This window comes from Pseudorhodoferax sp. Leaf267, from assembly GCF_001422405.1.
Taxonomy (GTDB): Bacteria; Pseudomonadota; Gammaproteobacteria; order Burkholderiales; family Burkholderiaceae_C; genus Pseudorhodoferax.
Map to the genome: position 1 here is coordinate 348,881 of NZ_LMMV01000022.1, position 18,876 is coordinate 367,756.

Below are 18,876 nucleotides of genomic sequence, written 5' to 3' on the forward strand. Positions count from 1 at the left end.
GGCAGCTCGCCATGGACGCCGTCGCGCTGTGCAATTCCAGGGACCTGGCCGATGGCGGCGAGGCCGTGCCCTTCGACGTGGTGTACCAGGGCCAGACCTGCCGCGCGTTCGCGGTGCGCTACCGGGGCCAGGCTCATGCGTACTTGAACCGCTGCACGCACGTTGCCATGGAGCTGGATTACCAGCCGAACCGATTCTTCGACGACAGCGGCGAATGGCTGCTCTGCGCTACACATGGCGCAGCCTACCGCCCCGATACGGGCGCGTGTGGTGGCGGGCCTTGCCGCGGCGGTCTCGTCAAGATCGCGTTGTCCGAATCCGACGGTGTGGTGCACTGGCATACTCGGCCTCAGTTGCAGCCCGTCATCTTCTAGTGCCGTACCCCGTGCCGGCCCGCCATCGCCATGAGTGATCCGCAGTTGCCCGGTGATGCCGGCCGAAATTCCCCTGACGTTCAATGGGAGCGTGCCACGCTGGAGCGCCTGGCGTTCGCGTCGCTCAAGGAACAGCGCGCGGCCCGGCGCTGGAAGACGTTCACCCGACTCTCGTGGCTGGCGTTCTTCATCGTGATCGCCTGGATCCTGCTGTTGCGTGCGGCGCCGACTACCGACAAGTCGACCGAGCACACGGCGGTGGTAGAGATCAAGGGGGAGATCGCCTCCGGGGCCGATGCCAGCGCCGAATCCATCGTGGCGGCCATGCGCAGCGCGTTCGAGGACACGGGCGCCCAGGCCGTCGTGTTGCTGATCAATTCGCCGGGCGGCAGCCCCGTGCAGGCCGGCATCATCAACGACGAGATCCTGCGGCTCAAGGCCAAGCACAACAAGCCCGTCTATGCGGTCGTGGAAGAAGCCTGTGCCTCTGCCGCCTACTACATCGCCGTCGGTGCGGACCAGATCTTCGTGGACAAGGCCAGCATCGTGGGCAGCATCGGCGTGCTGATGGACGGTTTCGGCTTCACCGGCCTGATGGACAAGGTGGGCGTGGAGCGTCGGCTGCTGACCGCCGGGGAGAACAAGGGCTTCCTGGACCCCTTCAGTCCGCAGAGCGACGCCCAGCGTGCGCTGGCGCAGACCATGCTGGACACCATCCACCAGCAGTTCATCGCCGTCGTCAAGAAAGGACGCGGCGAGCGGCTGAAGGAGACGCCCGAAACCTTCACCGGCTTGTTCTGGAGCGGCGAACAAGCCGTCAACCAGGGGCTGGCGGACCATTTCGGCAATCTGGACTATGTGGCGCGCGAGGTCGTCAAGGCCGAAGAGATCGTCGACTACACGCACCGCGAAAATGTGGCCGAGCGTCTGGCCAAGCGCTTCGGCGCTGCGTTCGGCGAGGGCGCGGTGCGCGCCCTGAAGTCCGTGCCGATGCTGCGCTGATCAGCGGCCGATCGCGAACACCGCCGGTACGTCCGGCAGCGCCGCCGCCTCGTGCGCGCGCCAGGCCTTGACGGTGCGGCTGGCGATCCTGGCATCTGCAAGTGTCAATCCGCTCGCAATGCCCAGCCGGGTGTTGTGCTGCAGGGTGTGCACCAGGGCGCGGCGCAGTACCTCGCTGCGGTACGGCGTTTCGATGAACAACTGCGTCTGGCCGGTCTTGAGGGCCAGGGATTCCAGCGTGCGGATGCGCTGCGCACGCGCATCGGCTTCCTGTGGCAAATAACCGACGAAGGCGAAGTTCTGGCCATTGAGGCCACTGGCGGCCAGGGCCAGCAACAGCGCGCTGGGGCCGACCAGCGGCACGACCTGCAGTTCCAGCGCATGGGCGGCGCGCACGACCGAGCTGCCGGGGTCGGCGATGGCCGGCATGCCGGCTTCGCTGACAAGCCCGATGTCATGGCCTTGAAGGGCCGCCGCCAGCAGCGGCGAGGCGTCGAAGCCGGGCCCATGGTCACCCTTCTTGTGGACTTCGCGCGGCAATTCAGTCAGCGTCTGCTGCTGCACGGCGCAGGCCAGTGGTACGACGGCGTCGATGCGCTTGAGATACGCGCGCGTCGTTTTTGCGTTTTCGCAGATCCAGTGCGTGAGCCTGGCCGCCGCCTGCAGCGTGCCCAGCGGGATGGCGTCCTGCAAAGGGGCCTGCGTGTCGCAGCCGAAATCCAGCGGCGCGGGGACCAAGAACAGACGACCCTTCATGGGACGGCCGGCGTCAGCAGCGGCAGGCCCGCCGCACGCAGCAGCCTGCAGGTCTCGATCAGCGGCAGGCCGATCAAGGCCGTCGGGTCGTCGCTCGTGATGGATGTGAGCAAGACGATGCCCAGGCCCTCGCTCTTCGCGCTGCCGGCGCAGTCGTAGGGCTGCTCGGCCAGCAGGTAGGCCTCGATCTCGGCATCGTCGAGCATGCGAAAGCGCACCTGGACCGTGACGAGCGCGGTCTCCTCGAAGGCGGCAGCGGCATGGACCACGCTCAGCGCGGTCTGGAACAGCACGGTCTGGCCGCGCATCTCGCGCAGCTGCGCGGTGGCCCTTGCGTGCGTTCCGGGCTTGCCCAGCGGGCGGCCGTTCAAGTCCGCCACTTGGTCGGAGCCGATGACGATGGCATCGGGTTGCAGTGCCGCGACGGCCCTGGCCTTGGCCAGGGCGAGCCGGCAGGCCAGATGGGCCGGCTTCTCGCCAGGCTGCGGCGTTTCGTCGACCTCGGGGGCGACGACCTCGAAGGGCAGGCGCAGCCGTGACAGCAGTTCGCGGCGGTAACGGGAGGTGGAGCCGAGGATCAGGGGAGGCCGTGGCGCAGTCGCGGCGGGGTGGAGCATGCGGCGATTCTCTTACACTGCCGCGCATGAAATCGGACAAGCAGTCACGTGGTCTGGACGTCAAGGCCTTCGCCCAGTCGGGCGGCGTGCGCGAACAGGAGGGGCTTCTCGCGGACTTTCCGCGTTTGTCGCAAGAAGCGGAAGGCCGCGCGCCTGACACGCCCGTGCGCTGGCGTGCGGTGGGCGAGCAGCGCGAAGGCGGCGGTGTGGCGCAGGCCTGGCTGCACCTGACGGCCGAGACGCAGTTGCCCGTCACCTGCCAGCGCTGCCTGGAGCCGGTCGCGTTGCCGTTGTCGGTGGACCGCTGGTTCCGTTTCGTGGCCGATGAGGCCACAGCCGAGCGGGAGGACGAGGAGGCCGAGGAAGATGTGCTGGTGCTGGATCCGGCTTTCGACCTACCAAGCCTGGTCGAGGACGAGTTGTTGATGGAGCTGCCCTTGGTGCCACGCCACGCGGTATGCCCGACCACGGTCGCCCTGGAGCATGCCGACCCCGATTTCGAGGAGGCAAAAGAGGCCAAGCCAAACCCCTTCGGCGTGCTGGCCGGCATGAAACTGAAGCCCGGAAAGGACGAGCACTAGTTTGCTCCGGCCCGCTGGGCTATAATCGCGGGCTTCGCGCGCCGTGGACACCGTAGACTTTTGTTGCAGGTGGTTCGTCCGGCCAGGTCTTGCCAGTGGTTTGGCGTGATCCTCGCAACCCCTCATTCGTCTAGGAGCCAAGCATGGCAGTCCAGCAGAACAAAAAGTCCCCGTCCAAGCGTGGCATGCACCGTTCGCACAACGCGTTGAACGTTCCCGGCATCGCCGTGGAGCCGACAACGGGTGAAACCCACCTGCGTCACCACATCAGCCCCAACGGCTTCTACCGTGGCCGTCAGGTCCTGAAGAACAAGTCCGAAGCCTGACCGCTTCGTCCACCGGGCCCGTGGCTACGCTTGCAGTAGCGACGGGCTTTTCTTTTGGTGCTGGTGTCGGCTTGTCCCCGCCCACCGGTGCTGCGGACGTACAGTTGCACCCATGATCACGGTAGCCGTCGACTGCATGGGGGGTGACCATGGTCCCCGCGTCACACTCCCTGCCTGCTCAGCTTTCCTGGCCGCCCATGCCGATGCACAGCTGCTGCTGGTAGGCCTGCCCGACTCGCTCGCGTCCTTCTCGCATCCGCGCGCCCGCGTGGTCGCGGCCAGCGAAGTGGTCGGAATGGACGATTCCGTGGAGGTGGCGCTGCGCAAGAAGCGCGACTCTTCGATGCGTGTGGCCTTACTACAGGTCAAGGACGGCCATGCCGACGTGACGGTATCCGCCGGCAATACCGGCGCACTGATGGCGATCGCGCGCTACCTGCTCAAGACCGTGCCAGGGATCGACCGCCCCGCCATCGCCACCCAGTTGCCGAACGCCCGGGGTGGGGCGACGACCGTGCTGGATCTGGGCGCCAACGTCGACTGCACGGCAGAACACCTGCTGCAATTTGCGGTGATGGGCTCTGCGCTGGTCTCTGTGCTCAAGAATGAAGAAGAGCCGTCGGTCGGCCTGCTCAACATCGGCGAGGAGGCCATCAAGGGCAGCGAAGTCATCAAGCGGGCCGGCGAGCTGCTGCAGGCGGCTGCCAGCGCCGGCAACCTGAACTTCCACGGCAACGTCGAAGGCAACGATATCTACAAGGGCACGACCGACATCGTGGTGTGCGATGGGTTCGTTGGCAACGTGCTGCTCAAGAGCAGTGAAGGCGTTGCGACCATGATCGGCGGCTTTCTAAAGGCCGAGTTTTCGCGCAGCGTGTTCACGAAGGCCGCTGCCGCCCTGGCCTACCCCGTGCTGCGCGCGCTGAAGCACCGTATGGACCACCGCCGTTACAACGGCGCCGCCTTGCTGGGCTTGCGTGGACTGGTGTTCAAGAGCCATGGTTCTGCCGATGCCTTCGCCTTCGAGCAGGCCTTGAACCGCGGGTATGATGCGGCGCGCAACAAGCTGCTCGACCGTGTGCAGGCGCGCATCGCCCGGGTGGCTCCGCTGCCGGCAGCCGTGGAGGCCAGTGCCGCGGTCCCTACGGAAACGGCAGTTCACTGACAAGCATCCATGCCCACCTATTCACGCATCACGGGAACCGGCAGCTATCTGCCGCCGCGTCGCCTGAGCAACGCTGAACTGGCCGCAGAGCTGGCGACACAGGGCGTCGAGACCTCCGACGATTGGATCGTCGAACGCACCGGCATCCGCGCGCGCCATTTCGCCGCGGCAGATGTGACCAGCAGCGACCTGGCCGTGCCTGCGGCCCAGGCCGCCATGGAGGCTGCCGGCGTGACGCCGGAGCAGATCGATCTGATCATCATGGCCACGTCCACGCCGGACATGGTGTTTCCCTCTTCCGCGTGCATCCTGCAGAACAAGCTGGGCATGGCCGGTTGCGCGGCGTTCGACATCCAGGCCGTGTGCAGCGGCTTTGTCTACGCGCTGACGGTCGCGGACGCGATGATCAAGTCCGGTGCTGCGACGCGCGCACTGGTGGTTGGCGCCGAAGTGTTCTCGCGCATTTTGGACTTTTCGGACCGCACGACCTGCGTGCTGTTCGGAGATGGCGCCGGTGCCGTGGTGCTGGAAGCGTCCGGGACGCCTGGCATCCTGGCCAGCGACCTGCATGCCGATGGCAAGCATGTCGGCATCTTGTGCGTTCCCGGCCATGTGTCCGGCGGCAAGGTGCTGGGTGACCCGTTGCTCAAGATGGACGGCCAAGCCGTGTTCAAGCTGGCCGTCGGCGTGCTCGAAGATGCGGCCCGTGCCACGCTGGAAAAGGCCGGCAAGACGCATGACCAGATCGACTGGCTGATCCCGCACCAGGCCAACATCCGCATCATGCAGAGCACAGCAAAGCGGCTCAAGCTGCCGCTGGACAGGCTGCTGGTCACGGTGGACCAGCATGGCAACACCTCGGCTGCTTCCATCCCTCTGGCGCTCGACAGCGGCGTGCGCAGCGGCAAGATCAAGAAGGACCAGTTGTTGATGCTCGAGGGTGTCGGCGGTGGCTTCACCTGGGGCGCGGTCCTGTTGAACCTTTGAGGCGGCATGCGAGGCCACAGCCTCGTCCGCCATCCAATCCATGACACCATTTGCATTCGTTTTTCCTGGCCAGGGTTCGCAAGCCGTTGGCATGCTGGACGCCTGGGGCGACCATCCAGTCGTGGCGCAGACGCTGGTCGAGGCCTCGGACGCCTTGGGCGAAGACCTGGGCAGCCTGATCCATAGCGGCCCCAAGGAAGCATTGGCCTTGACGACCAACACCCAGCCCGTGATGCTGGTCGCCGGTGTGGCGGCGTACCGCGCCTGGATAGCCGAGACCGGGCTGACGCCTGCCGTAGTGGCCGGTCATTCGCTGGGCGAATATGCCGCGCTCGTCGCGTCCGGCGTGCTGACGCTGGCGCAGGCCGCGCCGCTGGTGCGCTTTCGCGCGCAGGCCATGCAGGACGCTGTGCCTGTGGGCGTGGGCGCCATGGCCGCGATCCTGGGCATGGACAGCGCCCAGGTCACCGCGGGTTGCTCGGAGGTCATGGCTGGCATGGCCGGCGCGCCGAACGAAGTCGTCGAGGCCGTGAATTTCAACGATCCAGCGCAAACCGTTATCGCGGGCAGCAAGGTGGCCGTCGAAAAGGCTTGCGAGCTGCTGAAGGCCAAGGGTGCCAAGCGCGCCCTGCCGTTGCCGGTGTCGGCACCGTTTCATTCCAGCCTCATGCGTCCTGCGGCGGATCGCCTGCGCGAACGCCTGGCGGCGCTGGACTTGGCTGCACCGCGCATTCCCGTTCTCAACAACATCGATGTGGCCGTTCGCGACAGCGCCGACGACATTCGCGACGCGCTGTACCGCCAGGCCTTCGGCCCGGTCCGCTGGGTCGAGTGCGTGCGCGCCATCAAGGCTCGCGGCGTGGACACGGTGGTGGAATGCGGCCCCGGCAAGGTACTGGCTGGCCTGGTCAAGCGCATCGACGCTGAACTGACCTCGGGGGCCGTGTACGACCCGGCCTCGCTGGCGCAGACCAAGAACCAACTGGAGACAACACCGGCATGAGCAAGGACCCATCGCAAGGCCAGGTCGCACTGGTCACCGGCGCATCGCGCGGCATCGGCGCAGCCATTGCACTGGAGCTGGCGGCGCGCGGCTTCAAGGTCATCGGCACTGCAACCAGTGAAGAGGGCGCAGCCAAGATCGGGCAGGCCCTGGCGGGCCATGCAGGCGAAGGCCGGGTGTTGAATGTGAACGACGCCGGCGCCGGCGATGCGTTGGTGGACGCCATCGTGCAGCAGCATGGCGGCCTGCAGGTGCTCGTCAACAACGCCGGCATCACGCGCGACATGCTTGCCATGCGCCTGAAGGACCAGGACTGGGATGCCGTGCTCGACACCAACCTGAAGGCCGTGTTCCGCATGAGTCGGGCGGTCATGCGCGTCATGATGAAGCAGCGCTACGGTCGCATCGTCAACATCACGTCCGTGGTCGGTGCCTCCGGCAATCCGGGCCAGGCCAATTACGCCGCCGCCAAGGCCGGCGTGGCCGGCATGACGCGCGCACTGGCACGTGAGCTCGGGTCGCGCGGCATCACGGTCAATTGCATCGCGCCCGGTTTCATCGAGACCGACATGACGGGCAAGCTGTCTGCGGATCAGCACAAGGCGCTGCTGGCGCAGATCCCTTTGGGTCAGTTGGGCAAACCGTCCGACGTGGCCCATGCCGTCGCGTATCTCGCCTCGCCCGAGGCGTCATACGTGACAGGGCAGGAACTGCATGTCAATGGTGGCATGTACATGTAGCGAGGCCTCGGCCGCGCTGGCGGTTTTCCCTGCGCCGCAGGGGAGATTCCAGCGAGGTCAGCCCAGCTAAAATCACCGATTCTTTACAACCCCAAGAGGGAACCATGAGCGATATCGAAGCACGCGTCAAGAAAATCATTGCCGAGCAGTTGGGTGTGGAGGAGTCTCAGGTCACGAGCGAGAAGTCGTTCGTTGCCGATCTGGGTGCCGACTCTCTCGACACGGTCGAGCTGGTCATGGCCCTGGAGGACGAGTTCGGCATCGAGATCCCGGACGAGGACGCCGAGAAAATCACGACGGTGCAGAACGCCATCGATTACGCGAACAACCACCAAAAGGCTTGAAGCCATAGGACTCCCGCTTATGTCGCGTCGTCGTGTGGTCATCACGGGTCTGGGCTGTGTCAGTCCGGTTGGAACATCGGTGGAGTCGTCCTGGCAGGCCTTGTTGGCCGGCCAGTCCGGCATCGACCTGGTCCAGAGCTTCGACGCGAGCGGGCTGGCCTGCAAATTCGCCGGCGAGGTCAAGGGTTTCGATATCACCCAGTACATCGTCGAGAAGGAAGCGCGTCACATGGACCGCTTCATGCACCTGGGCATCGCCGCAGCGTGCCAGGCGGTGGCCGATGCCGGCCTGAAGACCGGCGACGCGCTGGGCGACGAAGAAGCGACCCGGATCGGCTGCAACATCGGCTCGGGCATCGGCGGGCTGCCCATGATCGAGCAGACCCACGCCGAGCTGGTGAACCGTGGCCCGCGCCGTGTCTCGCCGTTCTTCGTGCCGGCCTCGATCATCAACATGATCTCGGGCCACGTGTCCATCAAATTCGGGTTCAAGGGCCCCAACGTTGCCGTGGTCACGGCGTGCACGACAGGCCTGCACGCGATCGGCCTGTCTGCACGCATGATCGAGTACGGCGACTGCGACGTGATGGTCGCTGGTGGTGCGGAGTCGACCGTGTCGCCGCTGGGCATTGCGGGCTTCGCGTCTGCCCGTGCGCTGAGTACGCGCAACGACGACCCCAAGGCCGCCTCGCGTCCCTGGGACAAGGGGCGCGACGGCTTCGTGCTGGGCGAGGGCGCGGGCGTGGTGGTGCTTGAGGAATACGAGCACGCCAAGGCACGCGGTGCGCGGATCTATGCCGAGCTGCTGGGCTTTGGCATGAGCGGCGATGCTTTCCACATGACGGCACCGAACGTGGACGGCCCGCGGCGCTCCATGCAGATGGCGTTGCAAAATGCCGGCGTCAACGCCGACGAAGTGCAGCATCTCAACGCGCATGGCACGTCGACTCCTCTGGGCGACGTCAATGAGACCAATGCCGTCAAAGCGGTCTTCGGTGAGCATGCCGGCAAGATTGCGATCAACTCCACGAAGTCCATGACCGGGCACCTGCTGGGTGGGGCTGGCGGCATCGAAAGCGTGTTCACCGTTCTGGCCTTGCACCACCAAAAGGTGCCGCCCACCATCAACCTGGTGGAGCCCGACCCTGAATGCGACCTGGACTACACCGCCAATACGGCGCGCGATGTGCGCATCGATGTCGCGCTGAAGAACAACTTCGGCTTTGGTGGCACCAACGGCTCGTTGGTCTTCAAGCGCATCTGATCTCCGATTTCCTGCGTCCCCGTGCATGCACAGTGCTCCGGCGGTCCGCTATCCGGTGGCACGGTCAGCACGCGCCGGTGTATGCCTGCTCGGGGTGTGGGCTGCGGGCGCGCTGGTCTGCGGCTGGTGGGGGTGGAGAGGCGGCGCGCTCGTTTGGCAGTTGCATGCGGCGTGGGGATGTCTTGCATGCGGCGGCGCGATCGCCTGGGTGCAATGGCAGCGATCGCCAGTCGGCTGGTTGCGTTGGGACGGCCAAACATGGTGGTGGCAATCGGCCGATGACGAAGAGGTCGCCGTGAGCATCCACGTGCGATTGGATGTGCAGCGCGGGCTGCTGCTGGAGATGACCGGCCGGCGGCGTCGTGGCGCCTGGTGCGTTCTGGAGCGCACGATGCTGCCCGCCCGGTGGGCAGATCTGCGACGCGCCCTTTACGCAACTGCCTCCGCTGCCGCGCCCGAGCGCGGCACGGCCCTGCCACCGTGAGCGCGGAACCGACTTCGTCGGCCGACAGCGATCTGCTGCTGGTCGAGCGTACGGTCGCAGGCGACCAGCGCGCGTTCGAACTGCTGGTGCTCAAGTACGAGCGGCGCATCCAACGGCTGATCGCGCGCATGGTGCGCGACGTGGACTTGGTCGAGGACATCGCGCAGGAAACTTTCATCCGTGCCTACAGGGCCCTGCCAAAGTTCCGCGGCGACGCCCAGTTTTACACTTGGTTGTACCGGATCGCCGTCAACACGGCCAAGAAGACGCTGATGGACTTCAAGCGCGACCCCACGGTCGTCGAGAGCACCCTGCGCGGTTCCGACAACGACGATGAAACTTACCGCAACGAAACCGAACCAATCAGCCATGAGACGCCGGACACCGTGCTGGCGGCCAAGCAGATTTCGGCGGTCGTGAATGCGGCCATGGAGGCCTTGCCAGAAGATCTGCGGCAGGCCGTGACCCTGCGCGAGATCGAAGGCCTCAGCTATGAAGAAATTTCCGAAGTCATGAACTGCCCGATCGGGACGGTGCGCTCGCGCATCTTCCGGGCACGTGAAGCGATCTCGGCGAGAGTGAAGCCCTTGCTGGAAAACCAGTCGGGCAAACGTTGGTGACCGGTGCGGGCGGAGGTGAAAGATGCAGGTGAAGACGATGAACGAGGACAAGCTTCAGGAATTCCGTGAACGGCTGTCGGCCTTGGCCGATGGAGAACTCGGCGGCGACGAAGTCTCCCAGCTGATGGCTGTGCCTGCCGTGGACGAAGACATGCAGGGAACGTGGCACGCTTACCACCTGATCGGCGACGTGCTGCGCGGTGGCGAACAGGCCGTGCGGCCAGGGGCGTCCGGCTTCCTGTCCCGCGTGCAATCGCGCCTGCAGGCCGAAGCGCCTCTCGTGCCACTGCGGCCCATGGTGCAGGCCGAGCCCGTGGCTGCGGTGGTAGATACGGTCGCCGCTTCCGAGCCAGCCAACGATGCGAGCTTTCGGTGGAAGATGGTGGCCGGATGCGCCTCGTTCGCGGCCGTCGTTGCCATGGCCTGGACCGTGGTCGGCGGCGCGGGGCCCGATGCCGCAAACCCTCAGGTGGCTGCTGGACCTGCGCCTGCGCAGCAGAGCGTTGTATCGACCGTCGCCCAGGCTGCCCCCCAGACGATCGAGCAGCGCATCGAGCTGCCGGATGGCGGATCCCAGGTCATGATCCGCGATCCGCGGCTTGATGAATTGCTGACAGCGCACAAGCAGGCCGGCGGTGGCACGGCCTTGCAGATGCCTGCAGGCTTTCTGCGCAGCGCTACATTCTCGACGCCGGAGCGTTGATCGGTCCCCACGGCGCCACTTGTCTGATGCACAGCAGTCTCCCTATTCGATCCGCACTGCTCGGTGCCGTCCTGACCTTGTACGCGAGCGCCGGCTGGAGCCAGCCCGTGACGAGCGCCGTGAGCGATGCGCCTGCGGCGCCGCTGGCTGCTGAGCGGCGCAGCATCTCCGAATGGTTGATGCGCATGCACGAGGCCTCGCGCACGCGCAACTACGTCGGTACCTTCGTGGTGTCGTCCGAAGCCATGCTGGCCAGCGCACGCATCTGGCATGCGTGCGAAGGCGATCAGCAGATCGAGCGTGTCGACTCGTTGACCGGCCCTCCACGTTCGACCTTTCGACGCAACGAGCATGTTGTGACCTTCCTGCAGGACAGCAAGGTCGCGCGCATCGAGAAGCGTGACTCCCTGGGCATGTTCCCGAACCTGCTACAAGGCTCGGACTCCTCCATCCCGGATTTCTACACAGCGCGCCAGATTGGCAGCGACCGCGTGGCCGGCTTCGAGGCTGACATCGTGCTGCTCAAGCCCAGGGACAAGCTGCGCTATGGCTACCGCATCTGGAGCGAGAAGAAGACCGGTCTGGTCATCAAGCTGCAGACTCTGGACCATGACGGCCGCGTGCTGGAGCAGGCGGCGTTCTCCGAATTGCAGCTCGATGCGCCGGTGCGCGTGGACAAGCTGTCGCAGCTGATGGCCAAGACCGCGGGTTATCGCAAGGAAGTGGTGGAAACCGTGCAGACCGACCCTGGCGCTGAAGGCTGGTCCTTGCGCATTCCGGTCGTGGGCTTCAAGTTCCTGAGCTGCATCAAGCGCCCCACCACGGCCGGTGCCATGCAGCAGGGCACGGTGCAGTGGGTGTTCTCAGATGGCCTGGCTTCTGTGTCGCTGTTCCTGGAGCCCTACGACATGCAGCGGCATGTCAAGGAAGGGACCGTGGCCGTCGGCGCGACGCAGTCTCTGACCCAGCGGACCGAAAGCTGGTGGCTGACGGCCGTCGGCGAGGTGCCGCCGTCCACGCTGCAGGCGTTCGTGCGTGCGCTAGAGCGCAAGAAATGAAGCCGCCGCTCCCGTAGCATCCTGAAATTGTTTGATGGAAAGAGGTTGAAGATGCATGTGCTCGCAGTACGAAGGATGCGCGTTTGGGCCCTGGCCTGGGCTTTCGCGCTGACAGGCGCCACGGCCTTGATGCCGGTCGGCGACGCGCAGGCGCAAGGGCGCACGCTGCCCGACTTCACGGATCTGGTCGACCAAGTCGGCCCCTCCGTGGTCAATATCCGGACCCTGGAACGCGTCGCGGCGCGCCCTGGCCCTGGGGGAGGCAGCGGCTCCGAGGAGGAGATGTTGGAGTTCTTCCGCCGGTTCGGCATCCCATTGCCCAATGGCCCGCGCCAGGGCCCGCGGCCGCAAGCCCCGGACGGTGGCGGTGCGCAGCAACCGCGTGGCGTGGGTTCCGGCTTCATCCTGACGGCCGACGGCCTGATCATGACCAACGCCCATGTCGTCGAAGGCGCGGAGGAGGTTCTTGTTACCTTGACCGACAAGCGCGAGTTCAAGGCCAAGCTGATCGGCGCCGACAAGCGTACCGATGTGGCCGTGGTGAAGATCGAAGCGACGGGTCTGCCGGCCGTGAAGCTGGGCGACGTGGGCCGCCTGCGCGTCGGCGAATGGGTCATGGCCATCGGGTCGCCGTTCGGCCTGGAGAACACCGTCACGGCCGGTATCGTCAGCGCCAAGCAGCGCGATACGGGCGACTACCTGCCCTTCATCCAGACCGACGTCGCGATCAACCCCGGCAATTCCGGCGGTCCGCTGATCAACATGCGCGGTGAGGTCGTGGGCATCAACAGCCAGATCTACTCGCGCTCGGGTGGGTTCATGGGCATCTCCTTTGCCATCCCGATCGACGAGGCCACGCGCGTTGGCGAGCAGCTGCGCGTTTCCGGCCGCGTGTCGCGCGGGCGCATTGGCGTGCAGATTGAGCAGGTCACCAAGGACGTGGCCGAATCCATCGGCCTGGGCAAGCAGCAGGGTGCGCTGGTGCGTGGTGTAGAGACAGGCTCGCCGGCCGAGAAGGCGGGCATCGAAGCGGGGGACATCATCACGCGCTTCGACGGCAAGGTCATCGAGCGTTTCGGGGATCTGCCGCGTCTCGTGGGCAACACCAAGCCGGGCACCAAGAGCGCTGTGACCGTGTTCCGGCGCGGCAGCACGCGCGAACTGAGCGTGCTGATCGCCGAGATCGAGCCCGACAAGCCCGTGGCGGCAGCGCCCAAGGAAGAGAAGCCCCGCGCCTCGGCTGCGGGCCAGGTGCTGGGCCTCGTAGTCAGCGAGCTCAGCGATGCGCAGAAAAAGGAACTCAAAATCAAAGGGGGCGTGAAGGTCGACGCCGCAACCGAGGGCGCGGCCCAGGCCGGTCTGCGGGAGGGCGACGTGATCGTGGCCGTTGCCAACACGGAGATCGGTGGCATGAAGGACTTCGAAGCCGTGGTCGGCAAGGTGGACCGCAGCAAGCCCGTCAATGTGCTGTTCCGCCGCGGCGAGTGGGCGCAGTACGCACTGATTCGTCCCACCCGCTGAGCGTTCTTGTACGCAAAAAGCCCCAGCCCGCAGTCGGATTTGGGGCTTTTGCCGGCCCATCGGTGGCGCAAATGCCACTTCGAAGCGTCGATTTTTCCGGGATGGCGGTTATGCAGTGGACGTGAGTGGGCACTAGCTCAGCGGCCTGCTTCAAGCGGTTTGGATAGAATCCCGCTCCTGATTCTGTGTGGCTTGGTATATCGGACTCATGCCGAACCACGATACGGGATGACATCCCCACTTACGGCGACGATCCACAGGGCGCCCACAAGTTGTTCAGCCATTTGTCCCCGCAACTTGTGGATAAACTGTATATAAGTTTCTTGTTGTGACCTTGCAACGACCGTTCTGTCCGGCTTTCTCGGCTATGCAGGTAGGCCTTTTTGCCTACAATGAAGTTCCAACTATCGCAGTTGCCAAAAGATTGTTGGTTCTGGGCGCGTCGGTATCGACGCGCCCTTTTTCTTTTTGCGCGTCTTTCTAATTCAATTACTTAAAGCTTCTCGTTGATGCAGCACATCAGAAACTTTTCGATCATCGCGCACATTGACCACGGCAAATCGACGCTTGCAGACCGCTTGATCCAGCGTTGCGGAGGCCTCGCCGAACGCGAGATGGAGGCCCAGGTGCTCGACTCGATGGACATCGAAAAAGAGCGTGGGATAACTATCAAGGCGCAGACCGCAGCATTGCGCTACCAGGCCCGCGATGGCCAGGTCTACAACCTCAACCTGATCGACACACCGGGCCATGTCGACTTCTCGTACGAGGTCAGTCGTTCGCTGTCGGCGTGCGAGGGCGCACTGCTAGTGGTCGATGCATCGCAGGGCGTCGAAGCGCAGACCGTGGCGAACTGCTACACGGCACTGGACCTCGGCGTGGAAGTGCTGCCCGTGCTCAACAAGATCGATCTGCCGAATGCGGATCTGGACAACGCGCGCTCCGAGATCGAGGACGTGATCGGCATCGATGCGACCGATGCCATTCCATGCTCCGCGAAGACCGGTGTCGGCATCGATGAGATCCTCGAAGCCGTCGTCGCCCTCGTGCCCGCACCGAAGGGCAACCCCGATGCGCCGCTGCGCGCGATGATCATCGACAGTTGGTTCGATTCCTACGTCGGCGTGGTCATGCTGGTACGCGTCGTCGACGGTCGCCTGGGCAAGGGCGAACGCTTCAAGATGATGGCTTCGGGTGCCGTCTACAACGCCGACAACCTCGGCGTCTTCACGCCAGCCAACGAGCCCCGCACGTCGCTCGAGGCGGGTGAGGTGGGCTACATCATCGCGGGCATCAAGGAGTTGCAGGCCGCCAAGGTCGGCGACACCGTGACGCTGGAGAAGAAGCTGCCCAACAACCTGGGCCCTGCCACAGAGGCCTTGCCGGGCTTCAAGGAGATCCAGCCGCAGGTTTTCGCCGGGCTGTACCCGACCGAAGCCAGCGAGTACGACTCGCTGCGCGACGCGCTCGAGAAGCTCAAGCTCAATGACGCCTCGCTGCATTACGAGCCCGAAGTCAGCCAGGCGCTGGGCTTCGGCTTCCGTTGCGGCTTCCTCGGCCTGCTGCACATGGAGATCGTGCAGGAGCGGCTGGAGCGCGAGTTCGACCAGGACCTGATCACAACGGCACCCAGCGTGGTCTACCAAGTCGTCAAGAACGACAGCGAAGTCGTGATGGTGGAGAACCCGTCCAAGATGCCCGACGTGGGCAGGATGGCCGAGATCCGCGAGCCCATTGTGACGGTGCACCTGTACATGCCTCAGGAGTACGTGGGCGTGGTCATGACCCTGGCCAACCAGAAGCGCGGCGTGCAGATGAACATGGCCTACAAGGGCCGCCAGGTGGTGCTGACCTACGAGATGCCGCTCGGCGAGATCGTGCTGGACTTCTTCGACAAGCTCAAATCGGTGAGTCGCGGTTATGCGTCCATGGACTACGAATTCAAGGAGTACCGCGCCTCCGACGTCGTGAAGGTCGACATCCTGCTCAACGGCGAGAAGGTCGATGCGCTGTCCATCATCGTGCACCGCTCGCAGTCGCAGTATCGAGGCCGCGCCGTCGTGGCCAAGATGCGCGAAATCATTTCGCGCCAGATGTACGACGTGGCGATCCAGGCGGCCATCGGGGCCAACATCATCGCGCGTGAGACAATCAAAGCGCTGCGCAAAAACGTGCTTGCCAAGTGCTACGGCGGCGATATTTCGCGTAAGCGCAAGCTCCTCGAAAAACAAAAGGCTGGCAAGAAACGCATGAAGCAAATTGGCTCGGTGGAAGTTCCTCAAGAGGCCTTCCTGGCCATTTTGCAGGTGGAGGACTGATGGCAGTTCTCACCGCGGCGATCCTCGCGGCCTTCGTGGCTTACGCGGGCTCCTGGTACCTGGGTCGACTGGAAGGCAACTTCGCCTTGCTGCTCTTCATGGCCACGCTCGTGACCGGCCTGTACTGGCTGGCCGAGCGCTTGTACTTCCTGCCGCGCCGGCGCAAGGCTGTCGCCATGCTGGAGCAGCATACCGCGCAGCGGCGCACCGATCTGGCCAGCAAGGGCATCACGCAGGTCGACAACGACCTGGTCGAGACCAAGAGCCGCCTGCTGATGCAGCCCTGGTGGCTGGACTGGACGGCGGGCCTGTTCCCCGTGATCCTGATCGTGTTCCTGCTGCGCTCGTTCCTGTTCGAGCCGTTCAAGATCCCGTCGGGCTCGATGATCCCGACCTTGCTGGTCGGCGACCTGATCCTGGTCAACAAATTCCACTATGGCGTGCGCCTACCGGTCATCAACGTGAAAGTGACCGAAGGCAACAAGCCGCAGCATGGCGACGTGATGGTGTTCCGCTATCCGCCCAAGCCCAGCCTGGACTACATCAAGCGTGTGGTCGGCGTGCCCGGCGACGAGGTGGCCTATCTGAACAAGCGCTTGACTGTGAATGGTCAGCCCGTGCCGATCAGCTCAGTGCCCGAGTTCTTCGACCAGGACGCCATGCGCTACTTCAAGCAGTACGAAGAAAAGCTGGGCGACAAGACCCATCGGCTGCTGATCGACGACGACCGGCCCGCGTTCATTCCGGGTGTGGAGGACTTCGCCTTCAAGCAGAACTGCCGATACAGTGTGGAGGGCGTGACCTGCAAGGTGCCCGAGGGCCAGTACTTCATGATGGGCGACAACCGCGACAACTCGCTGGACTCGCGCTACTGGGGCTTTGTGCCGGACGCCAACATCGTCGGCAAGGCCTTCTTCATCTGGATGAATTTCGGCAACTTCAAGCGCATCGGCGCCTTCAACTGACATGGCAGGACGCACGGGATTGGGCATGCATCACCACAGGTCCGCGCAGCGCGGCCTGTCCTTCTTCGGTGTGGTCATCGTCGGCGCGGTGCTGGTCTTCGGCTTCGTGGTCGGTGCCAAGGTCGCCCCCACCGTGATCGAGTACCAGGCCATCCGCAAGGCGGTCGACAAGTCCACGGCCGGCACCACGGTGGCCGAGGTGCGCGCCATATTCGACCGGGCGGCGGCCATCGACGACATCAGCTCGATCAAGGGCTCGGACCTGACCGTGGGCAAGGAGGGCGACAAGGTCGTCGTCTCGTTCGCCTACAACAAGGAAATCGAACTGTTCCCGCCGGCGTATCTGCTGCTGAAGTACGTCGGCAAGTCCAAGTAGCGTGAACCATGAACTGACGGCTCTGCAGCAACGCCTGCAACACCGTTTTGCAGACGAGCGGCTGCTGCTGCGCGCCGTCACCCACCGCAGCTTTTCGGCCGACCACAACGAGCGGCTGGAGTTTCTGGGCGACTCCGTCCTGAACCTGTCGGTCTCCAGCTTGCTTTACAAGCGCTTGGCGGACCAGGCCGAGGGCGACCTCTCACGGGTGCGCGCCAACCTGGTCAAGCAGGAGACGCTGCACCAGATCGCGTTGACGCTGGGCGTGCCCACCGTGCTGCGCCTGGGCGAGGGCGAGGCCAAGTCCGGTGGCCACAAGCGTCCCTCCATCCTGGCCGACGCGCTGGAGGCGCTGATCGGCGCGGTCTACCTGGACGGTGGCTTCGCGGCCGGCGAGGCGCTGGTGCACCGGCTGTTCGCGTCGGTGGCCATCAATCCGCAGATGCAGGCCATCGGCAAGGACGCCAAGACCGAGTTGCAGGAATGGCTGCAGGGCCGCAAGATGAAGCTGCCCGCCTACCGCGTGGTCAGCACGCTGGGCGCGGCGCACCGCCAGACCTTCGATGTGGAATGCGCGATCGAGGAGCTGAGCCTGGTCGAGCGCGGCATCGGCGGCTCCCGCCGCGCCGGCGAGCAGGCGGCGGCTGCCGCCATGCTGGCCAAACTGAAAGCGAACAACGCATGAACCACGACACGACCCCGCCGGACCAACAGGATCCGACCTCTGACGCCCCTGAACTGCCCGAGGCGCCCGAGGCATCGGAAGATGCGGCCGGCCAGCGCTGTGGCTTGATCGCCATCGTCGGCAAGCCCAACGTGGGCAAGTCCACGCTGCTCAACGCGCTCGTGGGCCAGAAGATCAGCATCACCTCGCGCAAGGCGCAGACCACGCGCCACCGCATCACCGGCATGCGCACGCGCGAGCAGACGCAGTTCGTGTTCGTGGACACGCCGGGCTTCCAGACCCGGCACGACAACGCACTGAACCGCTCGCTGAACAAGACCGTGCTGGGCGCGGTCGGCGATGTGGACCTGGTGCTGTTCGTGGTCGAGGCCGGCAGCTTCACGCTGGCCGATGCCAAGGTGCTGTCCTTGCTCAAGCCTGGCATTCCCGTCGTGCTGCTGGCCAACAAGCTGGACAACATCCACCGCCGCGCCGAGATCGCGCCATGGCTCAAGTCCATGCAGGAGCGCCACGCCTTCGCCGAGTTCGTGCCCATGTCGGCCAAGAATGCCAAGGACATCGAGCGCCTGTTCGCCATCTGCGAGAAGTACCTGCCCGAGCAGCCCTGGTTCTATGCCGAGGACGAGCTGACCGACCGCAGCGAGAAATTTCTCGTCAGCGAAACCGTGCGCGAGAAGCTGTTCCGCCTGACTGGCGACGAGCTGCCTTACACATCCACGGTCATCATCGACCAGTACAGCGAGGAGCCCGGCCGCGGCGCCAACAAGCGCCTGGTGCGCATCGCCGCCACCATCGTCGTCGAGCGCGATGGGCACAAGGCCATGGTGATCGGCGACAAGGGCGAGCGCATCAAGCGCATCGGCACTGAGACGCGGGTCGACCTGGAGCGGCTCATGGACGCCAAGGTGTTCATCGAGCTGTGGGTCAAGGTGCGCTCGGGCTGGGCCGACGACGAAGCGCGCGTGCGCTCGTTCGGCTACGAATAAA

22 protein-coding genes are annotated in these 18,876 nt (G+C 64.9%); 20 read left to right on the plus strand and 2 right to left on the minus strand.

Going from position 1 to position 18,876, the window contains the following annotated elements; genetic code table 11:
• Positions 1 to 11: 11 nt before the first annotated feature.
• Both ASF43_RS21445 and ASF43_RS21450 read left to right on the plus strand, forming a co-directional pair.
• Complete coding sequence (locus tag ASF43_RS21445) at positions 12 to 374, plus strand: Rieske 2Fe-2S domain-containing protein (protein ID WP_056185369.1); 363 nt, start codon at positions 12 to 14, stop codon at positions 372 to 374.
• 30 nt (positions 375 to 404) lie between these two features.
• The gene (locus ASF43_RS21450; protein WP_056185373.1) at positions 405 to 1,376 is read left to right on the plus strand and encodes a S49 family peptidase; all 972 of its coding nucleotides are present in this window, start codon (positions 405 to 407) and stop codon (positions 1,374 to 1,376) included.
• Here ASF43_RS21450 and ASF43_RS21455 read toward each other — a convergent pair whose 3' ends face one another.
• Positions 1,377 to 2,132: an SAM-dependent methyltransferase gene (locus tag ASF43_RS21455; RefSeq protein ID WP_056185377.1), complete on the minus strand. Its 756-nt coding sequence runs from the start codon at positions 2,130 to 2,132 to the stop codon at positions 1,377 to 1,379.
• Positions 2,129 to 2,749: a Maf family nucleotide pyrophosphatase gene (locus ASF43_RS21460; RefSeq protein WP_056185380.1), complete on the minus strand. Its 621-nt coding sequence runs from the start codon at positions 2,747 to 2,749 to the stop codon at positions 2,129 to 2,131. The genes ASF43_RS21455 and ASF43_RS21460 overlap by 4 nt, the downstream gene beginning before the upstream one ends.
• A gap of 26 nt (positions 2,750 to 2,775) precedes the next feature.
• Between ASF43_RS21460 and ASF43_RS21465 the strand changes: the two genes are divergently transcribed.
• The 18 genes from ASF43_RS21465 to era all read left to right on the plus strand — a co-directional run bounded on the left by ASF43_RS21465 (position 2,776) and on the right by era (position 18,875).
• Positions 2,776 to 3,330: a DUF177 domain-containing protein gene (locus tag ASF43_RS21465; protein WP_056185382.1), complete on the plus strand. Its 555-nt coding sequence runs from the start codon at positions 2,776 to 2,778 to the stop codon at positions 3,328 to 3,330.
• A gap of 143 nt (positions 3,331 to 3,473) precedes the next feature.
• Positions 3,474 to 3,656, plus strand: a complete 183-nt coding sequence (gene rpmF, locus ASF43_RS21470) for a 50S ribosomal protein L32 (protein ID WP_005794249.1) — start codon at positions 3,474 to 3,476, stop codon at positions 3,654 to 3,656.
• A gap of 112 nt (positions 3,657 to 3,768) precedes the next feature.
• Entirely contained in the window at positions 3,769 to 4,821 is a 1,053-nt protein-coding gene (gene plsX, locus ASF43_RS21475) for a phosphate acyltransferase PlsX (RefSeq protein WP_056185384.1), read from the plus strand.
• A 9-nt stretch (positions 4,822 to 4,830) separates the two neighbouring features.
• A complete protein-coding gene (locus ASF43_RS21480; RefSeq protein WP_056185387.1) occupies positions 4,831 to 5,808 on the plus strand; it encodes a beta-ketoacyl-ACP synthase III in 978 nt (325 codons plus the stop codon).
• 40 nt (positions 5,809 to 5,848) lie between these two features.
• Positions 5,849 to 6,811: an ACP S-malonyltransferase gene (gene fabD / locus ASF43_RS21485; protein WP_056185391.1), complete on the plus strand. Its 963-nt coding sequence runs from the start codon at positions 5,849 to 5,851 to the stop codon at positions 6,809 to 6,811.
• Complete coding sequence (fabG, locus tag ASF43_RS21490; RefSeq protein WP_056185395.1) at positions 6,808 to 7,551, plus strand: 3-oxoacyl-ACP reductase FabG; 744 nt, start codon at positions 6,808 to 6,810, stop codon at positions 7,549 to 7,551. The genes fabD and fabG overlap by 4 nt, the downstream gene beginning before the upstream one ends.
• A gap of 104 nt (positions 7,552 to 7,655) precedes the next feature.
• The gene (gene acpP / locus ASF43_RS21495) at positions 7,656 to 7,895 is read left to right on the plus strand and encodes an acyl carrier protein (protein ID WP_056185396.1); all 240 of its coding nucleotides are present in this window, start codon (positions 7,656 to 7,658) and stop codon (positions 7,893 to 7,895) included.
• 19 nt (positions 7,896 to 7,914) lie between these two features.
• Positions 7,915 to 9,159: a beta-ketoacyl-ACP synthase II gene (gene fabF, locus ASF43_RS21500; protein WP_056185399.1), complete on the plus strand. Its 1,245-nt coding sequence runs from the start codon at positions 7,915 to 7,917 to the stop codon at positions 9,157 to 9,159.
• Positions 9,160 to 9,454: 295 nt separating this feature from the next.
• Positions 9,455 to 9,643: a hypothetical protein gene (locus ASF43_RS30925; protein WP_156373456.1), complete on the plus strand. Its 189-nt coding sequence runs from the start codon at positions 9,455 to 9,457 to the stop codon at positions 9,641 to 9,643.
• On the plus strand, positions 9,640 to 10,263 hold the full coding sequence (gene rpoE / locus ASF43_RS21505; protein ID WP_056185401.1) for an RNA polymerase sigma factor RpoE: 624 nt from the start codon (positions 9,640 to 9,642) through the stop codon (positions 10,261 to 10,263). Before ASF43_RS30925 ends, rpoE begins: the two co-directional genes overlap by 4 nt.
• Before the next feature lie 22 nt (positions 10,264 to 10,285).
• The gene (locus ASF43_RS21510) at positions 10,286 to 10,966 is read left to right on the plus strand and encodes a sigma-E factor negative regulatory protein (RefSeq protein ID WP_235578324.1); all 681 of its coding nucleotides are present in this window, start codon (positions 10,286 to 10,288) and stop codon (positions 10,964 to 10,966) included.
• Positions 10,967 to 10,992: 26 nt separating this feature from the next.
• Positions 10,993 to 12,024, plus strand: a complete 1,032-nt coding sequence (locus ASF43_RS21515; RefSeq protein WP_082498053.1) for a MucB/RseB C-terminal domain-containing protein — start codon at positions 10,993 to 10,995, stop codon at positions 12,022 to 12,024.
• A gap of 75 nt (positions 12,025 to 12,099) precedes the next feature.
• Positions 12,100 to 13,545: a DegQ family serine endoprotease gene (locus ASF43_RS21520; RefSeq protein WP_235578325.1), complete on the plus strand. Its 1,446-nt coding sequence runs from the start codon at positions 12,100 to 12,102 to the stop codon at positions 13,543 to 13,545.
• Between the two features lie 509 nt (positions 13,546 to 14,054).
• Positions 14,055 to 15,863 carry a translation elongation factor 4 gene (gene lepA / locus ASF43_RS21525; RefSeq protein WP_056185407.1) on the plus strand — a complete coding sequence of 603 codons (1,809 nt, stop codon included), beginning with the start codon at positions 14,055 to 14,057 and terminating at the stop codon, positions 15,861 to 15,863.
• Positions 15,863 to 16,828 (plus strand): signal peptidase I, encoded by a 966-nt coding sequence (gene lepB / locus ASF43_RS21530; protein WP_056185410.1) that lies wholly within the window; start codon positions 15,863 to 15,865, stop codon positions 16,826 to 16,828. The genes lepA and lepB overlap by 1 nt, the downstream gene beginning before the upstream one ends.
• A gap of 25 nt (positions 16,829 to 16,853) precedes the next feature.
• Positions 16,854 to 17,204 carry a DUF4845 domain-containing protein gene (locus tag ASF43_RS21535; protein ID WP_056185765.1) on the plus strand — a complete coding sequence of 117 codons (351 nt, stop codon included), beginning with the start codon at positions 16,854 to 16,856 and terminating at the stop codon, positions 17,202 to 17,204.
• Position 17,205: 1 nt separating this feature from the next.
• The gene (gene rnc, locus ASF43_RS21540) at positions 17,206 to 17,889 is read left to right on the plus strand and encodes a ribonuclease III (protein ID WP_056185412.1); all 684 of its coding nucleotides are present in this window, start codon (positions 17,206 to 17,208) and stop codon (positions 17,887 to 17,889) included.
• Positions 17,886 to 18,875, plus strand: coding sequence for a GTPase Era (gene era, locus ASF43_RS21545; RefSeq protein ID WP_082498054.1), 990 nt, complete (start codon positions 17,886 to 17,888; stop codon positions 18,873 to 18,875). The genes rnc and era overlap by 4 nt, the downstream gene beginning before the upstream one ends.
• Position 18,876 lies beyond the last annotated feature (1 nt).